The 21,013-nt window shown below is 39.7% G+C and carries 19 protein-coding genes; 7 read left to right on the forward strand and 12 right to left on the reverse strand.

Features of this window, described 5'->3' with window-relative positions; all coding sequences use genetic code 11:
• Positions 1-44 precede the first annotated feature (44 nt).
• Positions 45-455 (forward strand): nucleoside diphosphate kinase regulator, encoded by a 411-nt coding sequence (gene rnk, locus ABN256_RS06035; protein ID WP_072069778.1) that lies wholly within the window; start codon positions 45-47, stop codon positions 453-455.
• Between the two features lie 117 nt (positions 456-572).
• Here the strand turns inward: rnk and pmbA are convergent, their stop codons facing one another.
• Positions 573-1,901: a metalloprotease PmbA gene (gene pmbA / locus ABN256_RS06040; RefSeq protein WP_197269575.1), complete on the reverse strand. Its 1,329-nt coding sequence runs from the start codon at positions 1,899-1,901 to the stop codon at positions 573-575.
• A 187-nt stretch (positions 1,902-2,088) separates the two neighbouring features.
• Between pmbA and yjgA the strand changes: the two genes are divergently transcribed.
• On the forward strand, positions 2,089-2,649 hold the full coding sequence (yjgA, locus tag ABN256_RS06045) for a ribosome biogenesis factor YjgA (RefSeq protein ID WP_072069864.1): 561 nt from the start codon (positions 2,089-2,091) through the stop codon (positions 2,647-2,649).
• 75 nt (positions 2,650-2,724) lie between these two features.
• On the opposite strand, the gene ABN256_RS06050 is transcribed toward yjgA, so the two are convergent.
• The 10 genes from ABN256_RS06050 to mreB all read right to left on the reverse strand — a co-directional run bounded on the left by ABN256_RS06050 (position 2,725) and on the right by mreB (position 14,506).
• Positions 2,725-3,006, reverse strand: a complete 282-nt coding sequence (locus ABN256_RS06050; RefSeq protein WP_072069780.1) for a barstar family protein — start codon at positions 3,004-3,006, stop codon at positions 2,725-2,727.
• Positions 3,006-3,506, reverse strand: coding sequence for a ribonuclease (locus tag ABN256_RS06055; protein WP_072069781.1), 501 nt, complete (start codon positions 3,504-3,506; stop codon positions 3,006-3,008). Before ABN256_RS06055 ends, ABN256_RS06050 begins: the two co-directional genes overlap by 1 nt.
• Before the next feature lie 77 nt (positions 3,507-3,583).
• Positions 3,584-5,029: a metalloprotease TldD gene (tldD, locus tag ABN256_RS06060; protein WP_072069782.1), complete on the reverse strand. Its 1,446-nt coding sequence runs from the start codon at positions 5,027-5,029 to the stop codon at positions 3,584-3,586.
• Between the two features lie 2 nt (positions 5,030-5,031).
• Complete coding sequence (nit1, locus tag ABN256_RS06065; protein WP_072069783.1) at positions 5,032-5,886, reverse strand: deaminated glutathione amidase; 855 nt, start codon at positions 5,884-5,886, stop codon at positions 5,032-5,034.
• Positions 5,883-9,683, reverse strand: a complete 3,801-nt coding sequence (gene yhdP / locus ABN256_RS06070) for an AsmA2 domain-containing protein YhdP (RefSeq protein WP_196554794.1) — start codon at positions 9,681-9,683, stop codon at positions 5,883-5,885. Before yhdP ends, nit1 begins: the two co-directional genes overlap by 4 nt.
• 45 nt (positions 9,684-9,728) lie before the next feature.
• The gene (gene rng / locus ABN256_RS06075) at positions 9,729-11,198 is read right to left on the reverse strand and encodes a ribonuclease G (protein WP_072069784.1); all 1,470 of its coding nucleotides are present in this window, start codon (positions 11,196-11,198) and stop codon (positions 9,729-9,731) included.
• Entirely contained in the window at positions 11,195-11,782 is a 588-nt protein-coding gene (locus ABN256_RS06080) for a Maf family protein (RefSeq protein WP_340894991.1), read from the reverse strand. Before ABN256_RS06080 ends, rng begins: the two co-directional genes overlap by 4 nt.
• A gap of 53 nt (positions 11,783-11,835) precedes the next feature.
• On the reverse strand, positions 11,836-12,324 hold the full coding sequence (mreD, locus tag ABN256_RS06085) for a rod shape-determining protein MreD (protein WP_109409251.1): 489 nt from the start codon (positions 12,322-12,324) through the stop codon (positions 11,836-11,838).
• A gap of 5 nt (positions 12,325-12,329) precedes the next feature.
• Positions 12,330-13,370 (reverse strand): rod shape-determining protein MreC, encoded by a 1,041-nt coding sequence (mreC, locus tag ABN256_RS06090; protein ID WP_197269576.1) that lies wholly within the window; start codon positions 13,368-13,370, stop codon positions 12,330-12,332.
• A 92-nt stretch (positions 13,371-13,462) separates the two neighbouring features.
• Positions 13,463-14,506 (reverse strand): rod shape-determining protein MreB, encoded by a 1,044-nt coding sequence (mreB, locus tag ABN256_RS06095; protein ID WP_023582893.1) that lies wholly within the window; start codon positions 14,504-14,506, stop codon positions 13,463-13,465.
• A gap of 687 nt (positions 14,507-15,193) precedes the next feature.
• Between mreB and acuI the strand changes: the two genes are divergently transcribed.
• From acuI to accC, 4 genes are all read left to right on the forward strand, one after another.
• Entirely contained in the window at positions 15,194-16,168 is a 975-nt protein-coding gene (gene acuI, locus ABN256_RS06100; RefSeq protein WP_196554795.1) for an acrylyl-CoA reductase (NADPH), read from the forward strand.
• A 430-nt stretch (positions 16,169-16,598) separates the two neighbouring features.
• Complete coding sequence (gene aroQ, locus ABN256_RS06105) at positions 16,599-17,042, forward strand: type II 3-dehydroquinate dehydratase (RefSeq protein WP_072069788.1); 444 nt, start codon at positions 16,599-16,601, stop codon at positions 17,040-17,042.
• A 34-nt stretch (positions 17,043-17,076) separates the two neighbouring features.
• Positions 17,077-17,547 carry an acetyl-CoA carboxylase biotin carboxyl carrier protein gene (accB, locus tag ABN256_RS06110; protein WP_196554796.1) on the forward strand — a complete coding sequence of 157 codons (471 nt, stop codon included), beginning with the start codon at positions 17,077-17,079 and terminating at the stop codon, positions 17,545-17,547.
• A 12-nt stretch (positions 17,548-17,559) separates the two neighbouring features.
• Entirely contained in the window at positions 17,560-18,909 is a 1,350-nt protein-coding gene (gene accC / locus ABN256_RS06115) for an acetyl-CoA carboxylase biotin carboxylase subunit (RefSeq protein WP_072069790.1), read from the forward strand.
• 73 nt (positions 18,910-18,982) lie between these two features.
• Here accC and ABN256_RS06120 read toward each other — a convergent pair whose 3' ends face one another.
• Positions 18,983-19,441: an Lrp/AsnC family transcriptional regulator gene (locus ABN256_RS06120; protein WP_072069791.1), complete on the reverse strand. Its 459-nt coding sequence runs from the start codon at positions 19,439-19,441 to the stop codon at positions 18,983-18,985.
• Between the two features lie 343 nt (positions 19,442-19,784).
• Between ABN256_RS06120 and ABN256_RS06125 the strand changes: the two genes are divergently transcribed.
• On the forward strand, positions 19,785-21,008 hold the full coding sequence (locus tag ABN256_RS06125) for an aromatic amino acid transport family protein (RefSeq protein WP_371032673.1): 1,224 nt from the start codon (positions 19,785-19,787) through the stop codon (positions 21,006-21,008).
• The last annotated feature ends 5 nt before the right edge of the window (positions 21,009-21,013 follow it).

Below are 21,013 nucleotides of genomic sequence, written 5' to 3' on the forward strand. Positions count from 1 at the left end.
CCCGTGGGGGTGTTGTTTTGCATTGGAATAAATTGGAGTGTGGTATGACAAAGCCAACAATTATCATCAACGAACTTGATGCTGAACGTTTAGATTCATTGCTAGAGCAACCTGCCTTTGCAGATAGCCCTATTGCTGAAGCCTTGAATGAAGAATTAGATCGTGCTGACATTGTTACACCAGCTGATATCCCTGCTAACATTGTCACAATGAACAGCAAAGTCCGCTTTATGGACTTAAAAAACAATGAAGAGCGTACTCGTACTTTAGTGTATCCCGCTTCATTAAAAGACAGCACCACTGAACTTTCAGTCATGGCACCAATGGGTGCTGCGCTACTGGGTTTAGCAATTGGTGACGAGATCAGTTGGAAGCTGCCTAATGGCCTTGAAACTAAGGTTAAAGTATTAGAAATTTTATACCAACCTGAAGCTGCTGGTGAATTACACCGTTAAACAGAGCTGATGGTTCGCGTCTTATTTTTATCTTCTCAAATTGAAAAGCACACAGATAAACGCGGTATCTCAGCCCATTGCGGGCTGAGATTAAAGGTTGTGAGGAGTATCTAAAATTTACTCACCTGCAATACTCATTTCTGGTAATAACAACGATCCACACTGAACATTACTACGCATCTCAATATCATCACCTATAGTAGCAATATTTGCCCACATATCTTTTAAATTGCCGGCAATAGTCACCTCACTAACAGGATATTGAATTTCACCATTCTCAACCCAAAAACCGCTTGCACCACGAGAATAATCACCCGTCACGGTACTGACACCTTGCCCCATCAATTCCGTAACAACTAACCCTGTTCCCATCTCTTTTAACAGTGCATCAAATGATAGACCTTGTCCTGGTATATACCAGTTATGAATACCACCAGCATGGCCATTACTTTTTAAACCTAACTTTCTTGCTGAATAAGTAGTTAATAGCCACTCTTGTAAAATACCATCTTTAATAATGTCGGCATCGGTTGTGCGCACACCTTCGCTATCAAATGGTGTTGATGCCAAACCTCTCATTAAGTGAGGACGCTCTTGAATATTGAGCCATTGAGGGAAAATTTGTTTGCCCAAACTATCTAGTAGGCAAGAAGATTCACGGTAAATCATACTACCGCTAATTGCCGCAACTAAATGACCAAAAATACCTGTCGCAACATCAGCCGCAAAAATAACAGGGGCTTTCATGGTTGGGAGTTTACGAGGGGCGAGACGTGATAAAGTACGACGGGCACATTCCTGCCCTACCCATTCAGGAGATGCTAGATCATCAAAACGACGGCTAATGGTATAAGCGTAATCGCGCTCCATATCTTCACCATCACGAGCAATCACACAACTCGACATCGAATAACGCGAAGATGAATAGCTTTTTAATAAGCCAAGACTATTTCCAAATACACGAGTTCCACTGTGGCTATTAAAACTGCCCCCTTCGGTATTAATAATTCGGCTATCACTGTCTAATGCTGCTTTTTCTGCTCTTGAAGCCAGCTCTATTGCCTTATCTGCAGTCACATCAGTTGGATGGTATAGATCAAGGAAAGGTGCATCAAACGCTAATAACTCTTTATCAGCTGGGCCTGCATAAGGATCAACTGAAGTATAGCGCGCAATATCCACCGCAGCTTGTACTGCACGTTTAATCGCATCAGGACTTAAATCGGTAGAAGAAGCACTGCCTTTGCGTTGTTGTTGATAAACAGTAATGCCTAATGCGCCATCACTGTTAAATTCAACATTTTCAACTTCACCATAACGTGTACTAACACTAATACCTGTGGATTTATTAATAGCAACTTCTGCACTGTCACACAGTTTTTCCGCCAGCTCCAATGCAAGCGAGACGGCGTCTTCAAGCTGTTTTACCTGATCTGAATTATTCATTGAGAACCATTTTTCCTAAGGAGAACTCCACTTTTTACTTATTTTTAGCAAAGTAAATCAATTGACAGGTGGTCAACAAGCGATTTTCCCAGTTACAATAGAAGATATATGAATGTTATCACCCGTCGGGCTTTTGGTCATTCACCAAATCACACTCCCGGCTTACTCTGCAACAGGAATTTTTATTATGGCAAAGCAGCCTGAAGAGTGGCATTACCTCAATCCTGAATTTGACGATACTTCGTCAGAAGAGGAAGAGGAGGAAGAAATTATCTGGGTCAGCAAAAGCGAAATTAAACGTGATGCTGAAGCGCTCAAAAAACTAGGCACTGAATTAGTGGAATTAAGTGCGCAAGAATTAGAGCGTGTGCCATTAGATGAGAAATTATTAGCCTCTATTCAATTAGCACAAAAAGTACAGCGTGAAGCGCGCCGTCGCCAAATTCAATATATCGGAAAATTACTGCGCAATGTGGATGAAGATCCGATCCGCCAAGCGCTTGATAAACTAAAAAACCGCCACAACCAACAGATCTTAGTGCTCCATAAATTAGAAGATCTGCGAATTCGCCTTGTCGAAGGTGGCAATGAGGTGATTGAAGAAGTCGTCGCTCTTTACCCAATGGCTGATCGCCAGCAATTACGTACACTTATTCGTAATGCTAAAAAAGAGAAAGAAGCAAATAAACCACCAAAATCATTTCGCTTATTATTTCAATATCTAAAAGATTTATCAGAATCAGCATAAAACCTGATCCTCCTGAAAACGCAGTGTAAAACGATATTACGACTGCGATTTTCAGGTGTCTGTTTCTATACTTTGCTATTTTTGATTTTTATGCTCACAACTAAAGCTCAATAATGCTTTACCTAGTTCGTTTTGTGCATCTTGCATTAACTCAACTAAAGGCTGAAAATCACTAGAATGATGAGGTAAATGCTTAAAAATGATTTTTACTGGTAATTCAATTTCTCCCATTAACACATCCCATAATGCATCTAAGTTATTACCAAAATGTTCATCTAACTGAAATTGCAATGCAAAATCCCGATAAAAGGCATCTCTATCTGCCAGCATCTTAAAATCAAAAATAACCTGTTTCATTAAGGAGCCACTTTTGTCATTGTACGATAATGATCCGTGGTGACATAAATTAGCCCGTCATTCGAATAGAGCAATCTATCACTACCTCGATGACCACATTGATAATTTACATCGGCTTCATACCACTGACGTCCCGCTTCTTCGGGTAACTGTTTTTCACGGTTCATAAAGCGATCGCCACCAATAGCCCTTCCTGGTAATACTTCACACAAATTACCTGCTTTTGCATTCCAGCCCTTTTCTCTTGCTTGTTTTTTAGTGAGATAAAAATCAGGTAGTTGTTGATGACGTTGTAAATAATTAGCCACTGCACTAGCTTGCGTTTTTTCATCGATAGACAGTGGAATTTGTGCCGGTTTATTGGTGCTATTGCTAGATGATGGTGGAATAGAAATTGACGATGAAGATACTGATGTTTCACTTTCGGGAAGCAAGCCCTTATAAAGAACACCAAATAAAACAGCAATAACAATAATAACTGGTAATAAACGTTTACCCATAAATTAACACCTTCATGATAAAAAACTCCATCAATTGATGGAGTTTAATAAATACGCCTAAATAACGATAGCAATAATTAAGCCGTACCACCTACCGTGATTTTATCCAGCTTCAAGGTTGGTTGACCAACGCCAACAGGTAGGCTTTGTCCTTCTTTACCACAAACTCCGACCCCCTTGTCTAACGCAAGATCATTACCCACCATTGAGACTTGTTGCATGGCTTCAATACCTGAACCAATCAACGTTGCCCCTTTAATCGGTTTTGTTATCTTTCCGTTTTCAATTAAATAAGCTTCAGATGTTGAGAAAACAAATTTACCCGATGTAATATCAACCTGACCACCACCAAAATTAGGTGCATAAATACCACGATCAACACTTGCAATAATCTCTTCTGGTGACGATTTACCCGCCAGCATGTAAGTATTAGTCATACGAGGCATAGGAAGATGTGCATAAGACTCACGCCGACCATTTCCTGTCGGTGCAACCCCCATTAAACGAGCGTTCATCTTATCTTGCATATAACCTTTTAAGATACCGTTTTCGATTAACACATTGTATTGCCCCGGAACACCTTCATCATCAATAGCAACAGAGCCACGACGTCCTTCAATTGTGCCATCATCGACAATAGTACAAAGCTCAGAAGTGACTTTTTCACCAAGGCGGCCTGAAAATACAGAGGTTTCACGACGGTTGAAGTCACCTTCTAAACCATGCCCAACAGCTTCATGTAATAACACGCCTGGCCATCCTGCACCTAGTACTACAGGCATTGTTCCAGCTGGTGCTGCAATTGCAGATAAATTCACTAATGCCATCCGCACCGCTTCACGCGCATAAGTCACAGCGTGGCTTTCACCGTCAACTTTCATTAAAAAGTAGTCATAACCAAAGCGACCACCACCACCACTTGCACCACGTTCACGTTTGCCATCTTCTTCCACCAGCACGCTGACAGAAAGACGAACTAAAGGACGCACATCGGCTGCTAATGTGCCATCGGTTGCAGCAACAAGCACATGTTCATAAACACCTGTTAATGATGCATTAACCTGTTTAACACGCTTATCTTCAGCACGCGCAACTTTATCTACTTCATGCAATAGTGCAATTTTTTCTTCACGAGAAAGGCTTTGTAACGGATCATTTAAGCTGTACAGCGGAGAATGTTGAATAGCACCTAAAGTATGGATACGACCATTACCCTTAGCCTGAACAATGCTTCGCGCGGCGTGCGCACTTTGATTCAGTGCGTTAAGCGTTAATTGGTCAGCATAAGCAAAACCGGTTTTTTCACCATAAATTGCTCTGACACCAACCCCTTGATCAATATTATAAGAGCCATCTTTAATAATCTGATCATCAAGTATCCAAGCTTCGTGGTAACTTGATTGAAAATAAAGATCACCATAATCAATTTGACGCTGTGCAAGCTGCTCTAGTGTTGATGCTAAATCATCTAAACTAAGTTTGTTTGCTTCCAACAGACTTTCGCTGACAACAGCTAAACTCATAATTATTCTTTGTCCTTAACTTTTTTGATTAAGTGGGTCAGTTTCGGGCGAAAGCGGTTATGTTTCACGACCCGGATCTGTTCACGCATACCGTGTAAACTCTCGACACCAACATTGAGTGTTAGCGCACTGACAGCATCAGGGTTCTTTTTCAAGACTTTACCCCAACCATCAATCGCCATGGTATGACCCCAAGTCCGGCGCGTATCATGTGTACCCACTTGTGCAGGCGCTAAGATAATACACTGATTCTCAATCGCGCGAGCACGTAATAAAGGCTCCCAGTGTGCTTTTCCCGTTAAACGAGTAAAGGCCGCTGGTACAGAAATAATCTCTGCACCTTTCTCTCTTAATGCTTGGAAAATACCTGGGAAACGGAGGTCATAACAGATAGTTAAACCTAATTTTCCGACAGGGGTATCAACTACGGTTAGGCGTTCACCACGTTGATAAATAGAAGACTCATTATATTCGCCCTGTTCATCGTCAATACTCACATCAAACATATGAATTTTATCATAACGAGCACGAATAACGCCTTCATCATCAAAGACCAAACTACTGCTGGTAATTTGATCTGAAGAGTCTCGACTAATCAAAGGCATAGAACCCACTAAGATCCACACTTTGTAACGCTGAGCCATTTTAGCGATTGCATTTTGCAATGGCCCATCACCCTGAATTTCAGCGTGTTTATGATAATCTTTAGAGTTCGAAAAAAGTAACGCATTTTCAGGTGTTAATACCAGCTTCACTGAATCGGGTAATTGCTTAATCTGTTGCTCGATTTGCGCCAGATTATTTTTTGTATTTTTTCCGCTACAAAGTTGCAAAAGTGCGACATTAACTTTTTTCATAACGCCTGATTCTCCTTAAGCTGACGCAGTACTTCGTCAATTTTGGGTTGTTCCATAGTTCCGGTCACATGATAACGGATAACTGAAATCTTACTCCAAAGTGGTCCCAGAACTTTTGATGCCGCAAAAACTGCGGCGCCTGCAATAGGGTTTATTGCGAAAGCCGTAGCAACACCGACTGTAGCTGAAATCTCAGGGGTAACTACAACTTGTAGATCCATTTTACGTTCAAGTAAATCCACTTTCCCACTTATCGCAATATCAGCAATAACACCATCAACACGAACACTTTCTGCATTCATAATACCTTGATTAATCGTAATTTCACTTTTAATCGAATCATATTCAAAATGCTCACTGAAAGTATCTCTAAAATCAAACTGCAATTTACGTAAAAGCGCGTCAAAACTTACTAGTCGTAGTAATTTACCCGCTTGTCCTACATCGACTTTCTCTATGCGTCCTTTGCCTAAAACAGATTTAATATCACCATTTAAGTTCGCAATAGTAAAATTCCACGGCGTATCACGCCATTGTAATGAAAAATCAGCAGAAAGTGGGGACTGGATAATAGGAATAATAAAACCGAAATAAGCGGCCATTTCATCAATTTCTTCCGCTTTTAATTTACCTATTAACTTCGTCGTATTATTACCTGCATTATCTTCAGACCACACACCATTAACAGACAATTCACCGCTGCTATTTTCCAACTTACCGTCAGTTAGAAATAAAGCACCCTGATTTTGTTTTAACGAGCCTTCAATTCTCCCTAAAAGCAAGCCATTTACCCAACATTCTCGGCACTCAAAATCAATAGAAGGAATGTTTTTAACTGAAAACTTCAATGCATTCACATCAGAAGTGTTTGCCATTTTTAATGGTTTTTCTTCTTGAGAAGTGGAAGCACCATTAAAATAGAGATAATTAATATTTACTTGCCAAGGTGCCGATGTTTCAGGAATAAATACATCGCCTCGTAATTCGCTTCCCGAAAATGCTAATTTTACACCATCACTAACTCGCATAATTTCAGTTTGTGGGTTATTCCATTTTTGCCCAGCAAAATTTAAATCGGGTAAACTGACATGCACATTATCAGGGAAACTCACTGCATTTTCAGAAGGTGTTAATGATGAAAACGCGATTAATGTCGGTAACCACTTATCTCCTTCTAGTTCCTTAAGAGCAATGGTTAAACGCTGTTGTGAGCTTAACTCAGGTAATTTGAGAGTAGAAGAAACAAGGTTGCCTTGTAATAAACGAAGTTGTTTGCCTAATCCCCATTGGCTATTAAGTTTCCACTGTTTTTCAGCGTTAGCATTCACCGTCAAGGTTTCACTATTACCATTTGCTGAAATCACAATAGGGGAAGAGTTTTTTAAGTCTTGAGTTTCAGGTACTGTTAATTTACTTTTTAATGTATTGATATTCCCTGTTAAATCAACTTGATAATCGACATCACCTTTTTCGGGGATCTTAACATTAACGTTGCCACTCCATGGGAATACACCACTAAATTTCTGCTGAATATCGCTAGGCAATCCCTGAATTTTTTGAATATCCCATTGGCCTTTTAAGCCTACATCTACTTGATAATTATCCGTAGTATTATGGCTTGTAAATGAAAATGCGAGTGGCTGGCCAAACCAATTGGCTGTTAAGGTATCACTTTCAAGTTTGTCATTATGGTAACGAAATTGCCCGCTAACACCCTTTAACGTGGTATCCATAAAATTCAATGTGACATCATTATTTTTTAAATTTATCTCGCCAGATGCAACAACATCATCACCATCAAAAGGAATATCAAGCTTCAATGTGCCATTAATTTTTCCTGCCACTTTAAGTTCTTCAAGCGTATGACCAATGCTCGCCATTTGAGAATCTAAGAAATACTCTTTTAGTTCATCCCCTGTTGCTTGAATATTCGCATTAATTAAGATCTTTTCTTGTCGATAGCTTTCAATCACCGCACTTAAATTTGTCGCTGTTGCGTTACCTACTTTCGCTTCTGACGATGACATCCATAATCCATCATTTTTAAAATCTAGATTAATATCGAGATCGAATAATGCGGGCCATTCACTATCAAATTTAAACGTAGCATGTTTAACAGGGGCATAAACTTGAAACCACCCTTTGTGGTTATCAAAAGGAAAATCTGCCGGATCACCATGGAAGATAAATGTTCCATTGTCGATATTACCCGCAATAATCGCATCTGAAAGATATCGAGTAAGTTCTTTACCAACATACTTTTCTGGCAGATAGCGCCATGTATCGCCAGCATTGGTCACTCTTACGCCTGATAAAATAGAAAGTCGCTGATCTTCACCTTGCTTTTCATAACGAAAATCTCCCGCAACCCATGCTGATGTTGCTTGAATATCGAGTCCTTGGCCCCAAAGTGACAAATTATCCCCAGAATGTTGCCAATAAAGTGTTCCTTTTCCTTTTTCGATATTTAGTGGTGCTTTAAATAATTCGCCAGTATCTATTTCACTGTCCGCTAGGGCAAAGTTAAACTCACCACTTTGCATACTCCCTTTTAATTGCCCGCTGAAATGTTGCACTGATGGGATCTCTTGCCAGCGCTTCCAACCTACATTTTCCCAAGAGAGATTAATCGCACTTTGCTCGAAGTGTTCAGGTGTAAGATCTAAGGCAAAATCATTAACCACACCAGAAAATTGGCGATACTGCCACTGACGTACAAAATCAGGCGTTAAAAACGAAAATAATGGCAACAATGCATACAGCCTATCTAACTCGATATTTTTAGCTCTAATACGCCATGCTTCATCATGTTGTTTTTCTTTCGGTTGATAAAGAACGGCTAAATAGCCATCAGGCCACTCTTCACCATCCATGGTAATTTTTCGAGTATAAGGAATATCAGCAAGCCAACCATTTTCTTGTCTTCTCATGCGTAAAATTAAGTCTTCAACATTTAATACATGTGAAGTGCCTTCACTACGCCAATCCATTTCACCTTGATGAATTTGTAATTGGCTTCCCGTAATACGGCCTTTAGTGATTTCAATCCAATTTGATAAGCTTGCTTTAGCTTCACCTAAACCACTATTATTTTTTACCCACTGGCTAAGCCAAGGAGAAATATCAATATCATCGGCAGTAAGAAATACCTTACCATTATCAATTAAACCTTCATTCGTGGTATAGAGGTCGAGGCGAACTTTTAAACCACCATAGTGATTAACTGGTGTGTCAAGGGTGACTTCACCTTGAGCACGGTGGCGTTGTTTTTGATTTAGCCACATCAATTCAGGAACATATAATGTACTGGTATCACCTGAAGGGGTTAGAAAAATAAAACGGCTTTTGACTAGCTTAAAGCGATCGAACTGTTCAAGAAAAAGCGAAGAAATATCATCAGGTGCAGTTAGCGTAATATCGCCACTTTGCCCAGTAAAAATAGGGCGTTGGTAATTGACATCTAATTGCTCAAAGGTCAGTTCACGAAAATGAGGACGAAAAGTCAATAATGAACGCCACACATCAAAAGAAAAAGTCACTTTTTCTGCGTTAATGTTGACATCTTTATTCTTAATATTAAGCCCTTTAATATGAATATCTGGGCCAAAATTCTGCCATTCCCCATTAATTTTCGTTATTGAAACAGGGCTATTAAGTTGTTTTGTTAAATACGTTTCTATTTCAGGGCGATAATTATCTAAACGAGGCAGAAAATAACGAAACCCGCTTAACACCAAGGCAAAAACGATGAGGCAAAAAACTGTTATCACTAACAGGTATTTAGGTAGCCGCTTCATTTTTGTCTCCTTTCTGCCATCATATTCATTAGGAAGGCGACTCCATTACATCATCACCACATCAAATTGCTCCTGACTATAGAGTAGCTCAGTTTGCACTTTTACTTGCTTACCCACGAAAATTTCAACCTCTGCTAATGCATGAGATTCATCACCTTTTAACGCATCAGCAACCGCCGTAGAGGCATAAACTAAGAAGCGATCTGCATCAATCGTTTTATGTACACGCACTATCTCACGTAAAATTTCATAGCAGACTGTTTCAACTGATTTTACCGTACCTCGCCCTTGGCAAGTTGGGCAGTCATCACAAAGCACATGCTCAAGACTTTCTCGTGTTCTTTTACGTGTCATTTCCACTAAGCCGAGTTGAGAAAAACCATTAATGGTCGTTTTCACTCTATCTTTACTTAAAGCTTGTTCAAGTGATGCCAATACTCTACGTTTATGTTCATCATTATTCATATCAATAAAATCAATAATAATGATACCGCCTAAGTTACGTAACCGTAATTGACGAGCAATGGCTTGGCTTGCCTCAATATTAGTATTAAAAATGGTTTCTTCTAAATTTCGATGACCAACAAAAGCCCCTGTATTAATATCAATCGTCGTCATTGCTTCAGTTTGATCGATAATGAGGTAACCACCTGACTTTAATTCAACTTTACGCTCTAAAGCCCGTTGAATTTCATTTTCAACACCATAGAGATCGAAAATAGGTTGATTTCCTTGGTGCAATTCAAGTTTAGCGGTTAATTCAGGAATGTATTCACCAATAAATTCCTGTAGTTGATTATAAGTTAATTTAGAATCAACACGTATGCTATCTAATTCAGAGCCTGCAAAGTCACGTAAAATGCGCTGTGCTAAAGCTAATTCGCCATAAATTTGAATGCGGGTTTTATTTCTTTTCTTACGCTCAATAATTTTATTCCACAAGCGCTTAAGAAAAGCGGCATCTTGCTTAATTTCATGCTCGCCAACACCTTCGGCGGCGGTACGAATAATAAAGCCTCCATTTTCATCGCAATACTCTTCAACGAGTTGCTTTAAACGCTCGCGCTCTTCTTCACTATCAATTCGCTGAGAAACACCCACATGAGACGCACCAGGCATAAACACTAAATAACGGGAAGGCAATGTAATATCCGTAGTCAGGCGGGCGCCTTTTGTTCCTAAAGGATCTTTAACCACTTGTACAATTAAATCTTGGCCTTGGTGGACTAATTGCGCAATATCACGAACATTAAACTTTTTCTGCTCTTCACCTGCAATACATTCAGTGTGAGGCATAATATCAGAAGCATGTAGAAAAGCGGCTTTATCTAGCCCGATGTCAATAAATGCAGCTTGCATCCCAGGTAATACGCGACTTACCCGACCTTTGTAGATGTTTCCGACGATACCTCGTTTCGCTTCTCTTTCGACATGAATTTCTTGAAGTATGCCTCCACGAATATAAGCAACCCGAGTTTCAGATGGCGTCACATTCACTAATAACTCTGCTGTCATGAAATCTCCTTCTCATTGGCTAGAGACGAAAATTGAGCTATCAATGCTTCAGTTTCAACAAGAGGTAATCCAACAACAGCATGATAACTCCCCTCAATCCGTTGAACAAAACGGCCTCCTTTTCCTTGAATACCATAAGCGCCAGCTTTATCCATTGGCTCTCCTGACTCAATATACGCGCTAATCTCACTCGCTGTCATCTCTCGAAAAGTGACTTGTGTGACAACTAATTGACTCAATGTACGAGTTTTATTAGAGATAGCAATTGCCGTCATTACTTGATGAGTTGCACCTGAGAGTGAACGTAAAATTTGTGCTGCATGGGCTTTATCACGCGGTTTTTCAAGAATATGACCATCATGAACCACAATGGTATCAGAACCTAAAACAGGATAATCATAGGGTGCTTGTCGCACACCTTCTTGTGACTTTTCTTTTGCTAAACGAAGGACATAATCTTCTGGTGTTTCACCTTGTTGCCAAATTTCATCAATAGCCGGAGTGATAATACTAAACTCAACATCTAATAACGCGAGAAGTTCACGTCTTCTTGGTGAGCTGGATGCAAGATAAAGCGTGGTCACAGATAATGTCCTCATGACGGTAACGCAAAAGAGACCGCCATGAGCCAATTAACTTAGTGAACAGAAAACTGGTGACGGACTTTGCGAAGTAAAAAATAAAGCCATGGCCAAAGAATACCACTGACTGGGCTATTCCAGAATACTTGAGGGTGAAAAGTCACTGGTGAAAGTAAAAATTCTGCCCAAAATACAGTAAGATCGACAACAACCACACTAAACATTATCACTAAGGCTTGTTGCCATAACGCTAAATTACAAAAAAGTTGGTATTTAAAAGCAATAACATAACTCACTAACGTATAAGCCAGAGCATTCACACCTAAGGTTGTTCCTTGGACTAAGTCCATAACCATACCCAATACAAATGCAGTTCCTACACTGACACGATGAGGGATCGCAGTTATCCAATAAATCAGAAACAACATTGGCCAAATAGGTCGATACACTTCCAACTGTTCTGGCCACGGCATAATCTGCAAAACAAGTGCAATAAGAAAAGAGAGCCAAACAATCCAACGCCCACGACTTTGATAAGGATTCATCGAGGTTACCTACTTCTTGTTGTGCTAGGTGTAGCAGGTGTTGTGGCTGGTGGAGTTGTTCCATTATCTGCCTCTGGCGTATTGTCTAATGGCTCTTGAGACATAGAACGAGGAAGTGGAGGCCCTGCTTGCTCATAATTAGGTAAAACTTGTGGCATCAATTGCATTAGACGCTCATTCGCGGCGTGATACACCTCTGAAGGTAACGGAGGCTCCCCTGTTTTATCTGATGCATTCCATAATAAAAGTAAATAACGTAAACGCTGTAATTCAGCAGAAGGACGAACATTAATCACCGAATAAGCTCGTTGATTATCAACCTTAACTGAAGCAACAACACCCACTGGGTAACCCTCAGGAAAACGCCCGCCGAGTCCTGACGTCACTAAAACATCCCCCACACGAATATCAATATTAGCGGGTAAAGCTTCAAGCAATAAATCATCCGCACAACCTGCGCCTGAGGCAATCACACGAATATCATTACGTAAAACTTGTACCGGTAACGCATGAGAAGTATCACAAATTAAGAGTACTCGGCTCGTAAGCTCACTTACGGCAATGACTTGACCTACAACACCTTTATCACTAATGACGGGCTGCCCTTCATAGACGCCATCATTAGTTCCTTTATCAATAACCACTTGATCTCGATAAGGCGTACTATTGCCAGACAGAACTTGTGTGACTGTCATTTGTTCATTTTGGCGAAGAGGTGAACCAAGTAATTCTCGTAAACGGGCATTCTCTTGCTTAAATTGCTCTAATAGTTGGCTTTCTCCACTGCGAACTAACAACTCTTTTCTTAAAGCTTGGTTTTCAAATTGTAAACGCTCACGCGTTGCAAACGTTTCAGAAATTTGATCGAGGAAACGACGTGGACCATTTGCAAGAAAATAGAAGGGACTAACAGCAGTATCAAGATACTGGCGGACTTTAGAAAATGCACCAATACGGTTATCAGCAATCAATAAGGAGATAGCGACGACCACGGCGATTATTAATCTTAGTTGCAGGGAAGGGCCCCGACTAAAAATTGGCTTCATAAACTCTAAGATCACTCACACGGAGAAATTAAAAAAACAGGTGTTAGCATTCTCACCAAGGGGGAATCCATTCTCCCTTGTTAGAATTAATCTCAATCTTCGCTAAACAGATCGCCACCGTGCATATCGATCATTTCTAATGCTTTGCCACCACCACGCGCAACACAGGTCAGTGGATCTTCAGCAACAATTACAGGAATACCCGTTTCTTCCATCAATAAACGATCAAGGTTACGTAATAACGCACCACCGCCTGTTAACACCATACCACGCTCTGAAATATCAGACGCTAATTCTGGTGGGCATTGCTCTAACGCAACCATAACGGCACTAACGATACCAGTTAATGGTTCCTGTAATGCTTCAAGGATTTCATTAGAGTTTAATGTAAAGCTACGAGGTACACCTTCTGCAAGGTTACGACCACGAACTTCGATTTCATTGACTTCATCAGAAGGATAAGCTGATCCGATATCGTGTTTAATACGTTCTGCGGTTGCTTCACCAATTAATGAGCCGTAGTTACGACGTACATAATTAATGATAGCCTCATCAAAACGGTCACCACCGATACGGACAGAAGATGAATAAACCACACCATTTAATGAAATAACGGCGACTTCTGTTGTACCACCACCAATATCCACTACCATTGAGCCAGTTGCTTCAGAAACAGGTAAGCCGGCACCGATTGCCGCAGACATTGGTTCTTCAATTAAGAAGACTTCTCGTGCACCTGCACTTAATGCTGATTCACGAATAGCTCTGCGTTCTACTTGAGTTGCACCAACAGGCACACACACCAAAACACGAGGACTTGGACGCATAAAGCTATTGTTATGAACCTGTTTTATGAAGTGCTGAAGCATTTTTTCGGTTACATAAAAATCAGCAATCACACCGTCTTTCATTGGACGGATAGCAGCGATATTCCCAGGTGTACGCCCTAACATCTGTTTGGCTTCATGCCCTACAGCTGCAACACTTTTTGATGTGCCAGCGCGATCTTGACGAATAGCGACAACGGAGGGTTCATCGAGAACAATACCCTGTCCTTTGACATAAATGAGGGTATTGGCGGTACCCAAGTCAATAGACAAATCGTTGGAAAACATGCCACGAAATTTTTTAAACATACGAAAGGATAATCCTGCAAGCCGGGACGGAAAAATCCGTCTACTCTATCAACCACAATAAGTAGCGACAAGGCGCGATTCACTACTTAGATTAAAGTGGACACGTAAATAATCATAAAGGCACAATATTCTACGTTACTTTTCCCAATTGGAGCAGAAAAAAACTGCATAAAAATGGGCTAATTAGAACGATTAACGCATAATTTCAATCCTACGCTGTTCATATTTAACTTATGTAACAATACAAACAACGCTTCTATCAATAAAGAAAAATCTGACTTCGTTGCCAAACTGTGACTCAAAAGCATCACTGCAAGTTCAAATAAAATTTATTCATTTGAATAAGCACAATTACTCTATTGATATTAAATAGTGTTTCACCGACAAAATTTGACTGAAAAAATAATAAAAATATCCATCTAGAATACTTCATAAACAATGCATTATCTTTATTTCGAACCACTAAGGGAAATGCTTATTTTATCCTATCATCAAACATTAACGGTGTTATCTAATAACCAAGATATAAAACTCAGAATAATCTCTGTACCAATAAACATAGAACCCCCGTTTATACACTAAAAAAGGATTATTTGTCTCATTATTACAATAGATATTGTGCACAATCACGACGAGATCTAAAAAATCACTTATCATGAAACAAATAGAAATCGATAAGGGGTCAAGATGAAAGCATTATTAGTTGAACAGCACGACGATAAACTCAATGCCAACGTGCAAGATATCGATGAAAAAACATTGCCTATTCATGAAGTTATTGTCGACATTCATTACTCTACACTGAATTATAAAGATGGGTTAGCGATCACTGGGAAAGGAAAAATACTACGCCAACTTCCAATGGTTCCAGGAATCGATTTTTCAGGTGTCGTTCATCACAGTGAAGACCCTCGTTTTCATATTGGCCAACATGTTTTATTAACAGGTTGGGGTGTAGGAGAAAATCATTGGGGTGGCCTTGCTCAAAAAGCAGGTGTAAAAGGTGATTGGCTCACTGCCGTACCTGAAGGGCTATCCTTAAAAAATGCCATGATAATTGGTACAGCAGGCTTTACTGCAATGCTTTGTGTTATGGCATTAGAACAAGGGGGTGTAACGCCACAAAGTGGTGATATTTTAGTTACAGGCGCCAGTGGAGGTGTGGGAAGTACAGCCATTAGTCTATTAACCGCCCTTGGCTATCAAGTTACTGCATTAAGTGGCAGAGCCAGTAATCATGACTATTTACGCAAACTTGGTGCCAAAAATATTATCACTCGCGAAGAATTTGAACCTGCGGGCAGAGCGTTAGATAAACAACGCTGGGCGGGTGCAATTGATACTGTAGGTGGACAAATTCTCGCTAATATTTTGTCGCAAACAAACTATAACGGAACAGTCGCAGCTTGTGGATTGGCGGGTGGTTTTTCTTTACCAACGACCGTAATGCCTTTTATTTTACGAAATGTTCGCTTACAAGGTGTCGATTCTGTTTATTTTCCAGCGGAAAAACGCGCCCAAGTTTGGCAACGTTTACTAAAATTACTGCCAGAAACATTCTATCAACAAGCAATGACAGAAATTACGCTTGATGAAGTTCCACGTTATGCTCAAATGATTATGGATAACCAAGTGACTGGTAGAACGTTAGTAAAACTCTAATTTGTAGGTTTTACCTGCTTATTTCTGGCATTAATTCACTTCTTTTAGTGCCAGAATAAGCATCTTTCTATATAAACTAGTGAAATAATTGTGATGCAGATCACACTTTAAACATATATTAACGATTCATCTCAAAAAAGTTCAGATTTCCAGTGACATCAATAAATAACGTGATGTTATGATTATTTTTTCATCACCTGTTTATTTTGCTTTCTTACGTTTACAATCTTGTAAAAATATTTAACTTTTCATCAAAATAACCCATTCCTTCCCTGATTAGACCAGTATTTTGCTGTTATCTTCTGTGAAATGTCTATAATGTCGGACTTTGTGATATGTATCGTAACATTGAATACAATAAAAGATGACAAAACGAAAAGCACAGGTTATTTTGTCATTTCGTTGACGAATTGACGGAGATAGAAGCATAATGTCGGAAAATTTTCATATTTTGCTCCTGAATGGTCCGAATCTAAACCTGCTTGGAACAAGAGAGCCGGAAACCTACGGACACTTAACTCTGGATGATATCGTTCAAAGTTTGTCAGCAGATGCTCAGGCATTAAATGTGAAACTTAGCCATTTTCAGTCTAATGCTGAATTTGAGCTGATAAATAAAATTCATGCAGCGCGGGGAAATACCGATTACATATTAATCAACCCTGCGGCTTTCACGCATACCAGTGTTGCACTGCGTGATGCATTATTAGGGGTGAATATTCCATTTATTGAAATTCACCTATCCAATGTCTACAGTCGGGAGCCTTTCCGTCACCACTCATATCTCTCTGATATCGCAACAGGCGTAATCTGTGGATTAGGTGCAGAAGGTTATCGATTTGCTTTACAGGCAGCGGTCAGCCGTTTGTCTTAATAAAAAACATCAAAAAAGAGTACGGAATCAACTCATGGATATTCGTAAAATTAAAAAACTGATCGAGCTAGTCGAAGAGTCTGGCATTTCTGAACTAGAAATTTCTGAAGGTGAAGAGTCAGTACGTATCAGTCGTAATACTGGTCTTCAGGGTCAAATGGCTCCTCAGCAATATTTTGCGGCACCAGCGGCTCCTCAACCTGCGTTAGCAAATGCTGTTGCGTCAGTAGCACCAGAAACTCCAGCAGCAACTCCAACGCAAGAAATCAGTGGTCACGTTGTTCGTTCACCAATGGTCGGAACGTTCTATCGCTCACCAAGCCCTGAAGCTAAGAAATTTGTTGAAGTCGGTCAGCAAGTCAATGTCGGCGATACTCTGTGCATCGTTGAAGCAATGAAAATGATGAATCAGATTGAATCTGATAAAGCGGGTGTTGTTAAAACTATCCTTTGCCAAGACGGCGACAATGTTGAGTTTGACGCTCCACTCTTTGTTATCGAATAACGAGGCAGGTCCATGCTAGAAAAAATCCTCATTGCCAACCGTGGTGAGATAGCACTGCGTATCTTAAGAGCATGTAAAGAGCTTGGGATCAAAGCAGTTGCCGTTCACTCCACAGCAGACCGTGATTTAAAACACGTTCTGCTGGCAGACGAGACTATCTGTATTGGTCCCGCTGCTTCAGCAAAAAGTTACCTAAATATCCCTGCAATCATTGCAGCGGCTGAGATCAGTGGCGCACAAGCCATTCATCCAGGATACGGTTTCCTATCTGAAAATGCTGATTTTGCAGAGCAAGTTGAGCGCTCTGGCTTTATTTTTATCGGCCCAAAAGCTGAAACCATCCGCCTAATGGGTGACAAGGTTTCAGCCATTGAAGCGATGAAAAAAGCAGGTGTTCCGTGTGTACCAGGATCAGACGGTCCTTTAGGTAACGACACTGCAAAAAATATTGAAATTGCTAAACGTATTGGCTACCCAGTTATCATCAAAGCTTCTGGCGGCGGTGGTGGACGCGGTATGCGAGTTGTTCGTTCTGAAAAAGATCTCGAACAATCCATTACCATGACGCGTGCGGAAGCAAAAGCGGCATTTAGCAATGACATGGTATACATGGAAAAATACCTTGAAAACCCACGCCACATTGAAATTCAAGTCATGGCTGATGGTCAAGGTAATGCTATCTATTTGGCTGAACGTGATTGTTCAATGCAACGTCGTCACCAAAAAGTAGTTGAAGAAGCACCAGCACCGGGTATTACCCCTGAAATCCGTAAAAATATCGGCGAACGCTGTGCGAACGCATGTATTGAAATCGGTTATCGTGGTGCGGGTACCTTCGAATTCCTGTATGAGAATGGTGAATTCTACTTTATTGAGATGAACACCCGTATTCAGGTGGAACATCCAGTAACAGAAATGATCACTGGCATCGACTTAATTAAAGAGCAGTTACGCATTGCATCTGGCTTACCTTTATCAGTAACACAAGATCAAGTTAATGTTCATGGTCATGCAATTGAATGCCGTATTAACGCAGAAGATCCAAAAACGTTCATGCCAAGCCCGGGGACTATTACTCGTTTCCACTCACCAGGTGGATTTGGCGTACGTTGGGAATCGCATATTTACGCAGGTTATACTGTTCCACCTCACTATGATTCAATGATTGGTAAATTGATCACTTACGGTGAAACACGCGAAATCGCGATCTCTCGCATGAAAAATGCATTGGCAGAACTTATCATTGACGGTATTAAAACCAATATTGAACTGCATCAGTTCATTATGAATGATGGGCAATTCCAAAAAGGTGGTACTAATATTCACTACCTTGAAAAACGTTTAGGTTTAGCTGAGAAATAATCTTTTTCACTTAACAAGAAAAGGCATAGTTTAATCACTATGCCTTTTTTATTACTAATTTTCTGATAAGAATCTATTTAATAGGAAACCCTTTAAAAGGTTTTATTTCTCGAATGCTAAAACTGGTGTTCATTTCTTTGATATTACCAATTGCTCGTACTTTCATCATGGAAACGTTATGAAAATCTTCCATATCTTTAACGACCAATTGCAACATATAGTCATATCGCCCTGAAATATTATGGCAAGAAATCACATTATCAATCTTCATTATCTCTTGTTCAAAGTGCGCCATATTATCTTCAGAATGCAAATCTAACGTAATATTCATAAAGGCATAAAAATTAAACCCTAAGTGCTTAGGATCAATGATGGCGCGATAATTCTTGATCACTCCTTTTTCTAATGCCTTTAATCGTTTCCAACAAGCGGGCGGAGACAAAAACACACGTTTAGCTATTTCAGCATTATTCAGTCGTCCTTCTTCTTGTAACAGTTTCAGGATCCCCATATCCGTTTTGTCAAGATCCATTCTATTCACACCTCTGTGACATTAATCAAAATAACGTTTTTATCAAAGATAATTAATTTATAACTCAATTTTAGCGAATTTTATTAATAAATAAGTCCGTCTAGCTTCCAATATGGAGAAATAATTAATCACACTAATTGCTAAAATTATTCTCGAAGTATCGTTATTCAGCTAATACAAAATGATTAAAAATCATGTTCCATAAATAAACTTAACAAAACAAATACTATAAATTTTACTTTCACATGGGATCACATGTATGACCTTATTAGAACAAAAAGTTGATAGGGCCTCTTTCTCAAAAGAAGAATGGAAAAAACTAACACGATTCGATAATACTGATATGGGATGGATTATTATCAGTATCGGCATGGCAATTGGCGCAGGTATTGTGTTCTTACCTGTGCAAGTTGGCTTAATTGGATTATGGGTGTTTTTACTCTCTTCTATTATTGGCTACCCTGCCATGTACCTCTTTCAACGCTTATTTATTAATACTCTTGCCGATTCTAAAGAATGTAAAGACTACCCAAGTGTTATCGAAGGTTATCTTGGTAAAAACTGGGGAATGTTTTTAGGGTTACTTTACTTTTTAATGTTAGTGATTTGGATTTTTGCTTATCCAACAGCGCTGACTAATGATACAGCATCTTACCTACATACCTTTGGCGTAACTGAAGGATTACTATCAGAAAACCCTTTTTATGGATTAATTCTTATCTCGTTTCTCGTCTTAATTGCATCACGAAGTGAAGAGTTATTATTTAAAATCTCAAGCTTTATGGTGTTATCTAAATTACTCGTTGTATTTGCGCTAGGTGTCATGATGATAAGCATGTGGGATCTATCGAAAAATATCGATGCCTTCCCGCCTTTTAGCTTATTAATTAAGAATGCCATTATTACGCTACCTTTTACACTGACTTCTATTCTCTTTATTCAATCTCTTAGTCCGATGGTTATCTCTTATCGAGCTAAAAACAAATCGATTGAAGTCGCTCGTTATAAAGCCTTAAGAGCCATGAATATTTCTTTCGGTACACTATTTTGTGTTGTCTTCTTTTATGCCGTTTCTTTTACCTTTGCTATCGGCCATGATGAAGCGGTTAAGGCCTATGAGCAGAATATTTCGGCCTTAGCCATCGCAGCGCAATTTATTGAAGGCGATGCGGCTAAATATGTCACGCCTGTCGGCGTTGCACTCAATATTTTTGCTTTAATGACAGCATTCTTTGGCGTTTATCTAGGCTTTAAAGAAGCAGTACAAGGCTTAGTCATGAATGCTCTTACTCGTATTATTCCCGCAGAAAAAATTAATCAGAAAATCCTCACATTATGTATTGTAATTTTTACTGTAGTTATTGCATGGGGTGCAATTGTTCTTAATTTGCCAGTATTAATGTTCACTTCAATCTGTAGTCCTATTTTCGGGATTGTAGGTTGTCTTATTCCTGCTTATTTAGTTTACAAAGTACCTTCATTGCATCGTTATAAAGGTGGATCACTGTATTTGATTATCTTTACGGGCATTCTGCTTTGTATTTCCCCTTTCTTGAAATTTATTTAATTAGA

The sequence above is a fragment of the Proteus sp. fly-1008 genome, from assembly GCF_040140305.1.
GTDB lineage: Bacteria > Pseudomonadota > Gammaproteobacteria > Enterobacterales > Enterobacteriaceae > Proteus > Proteus vulgaris_B.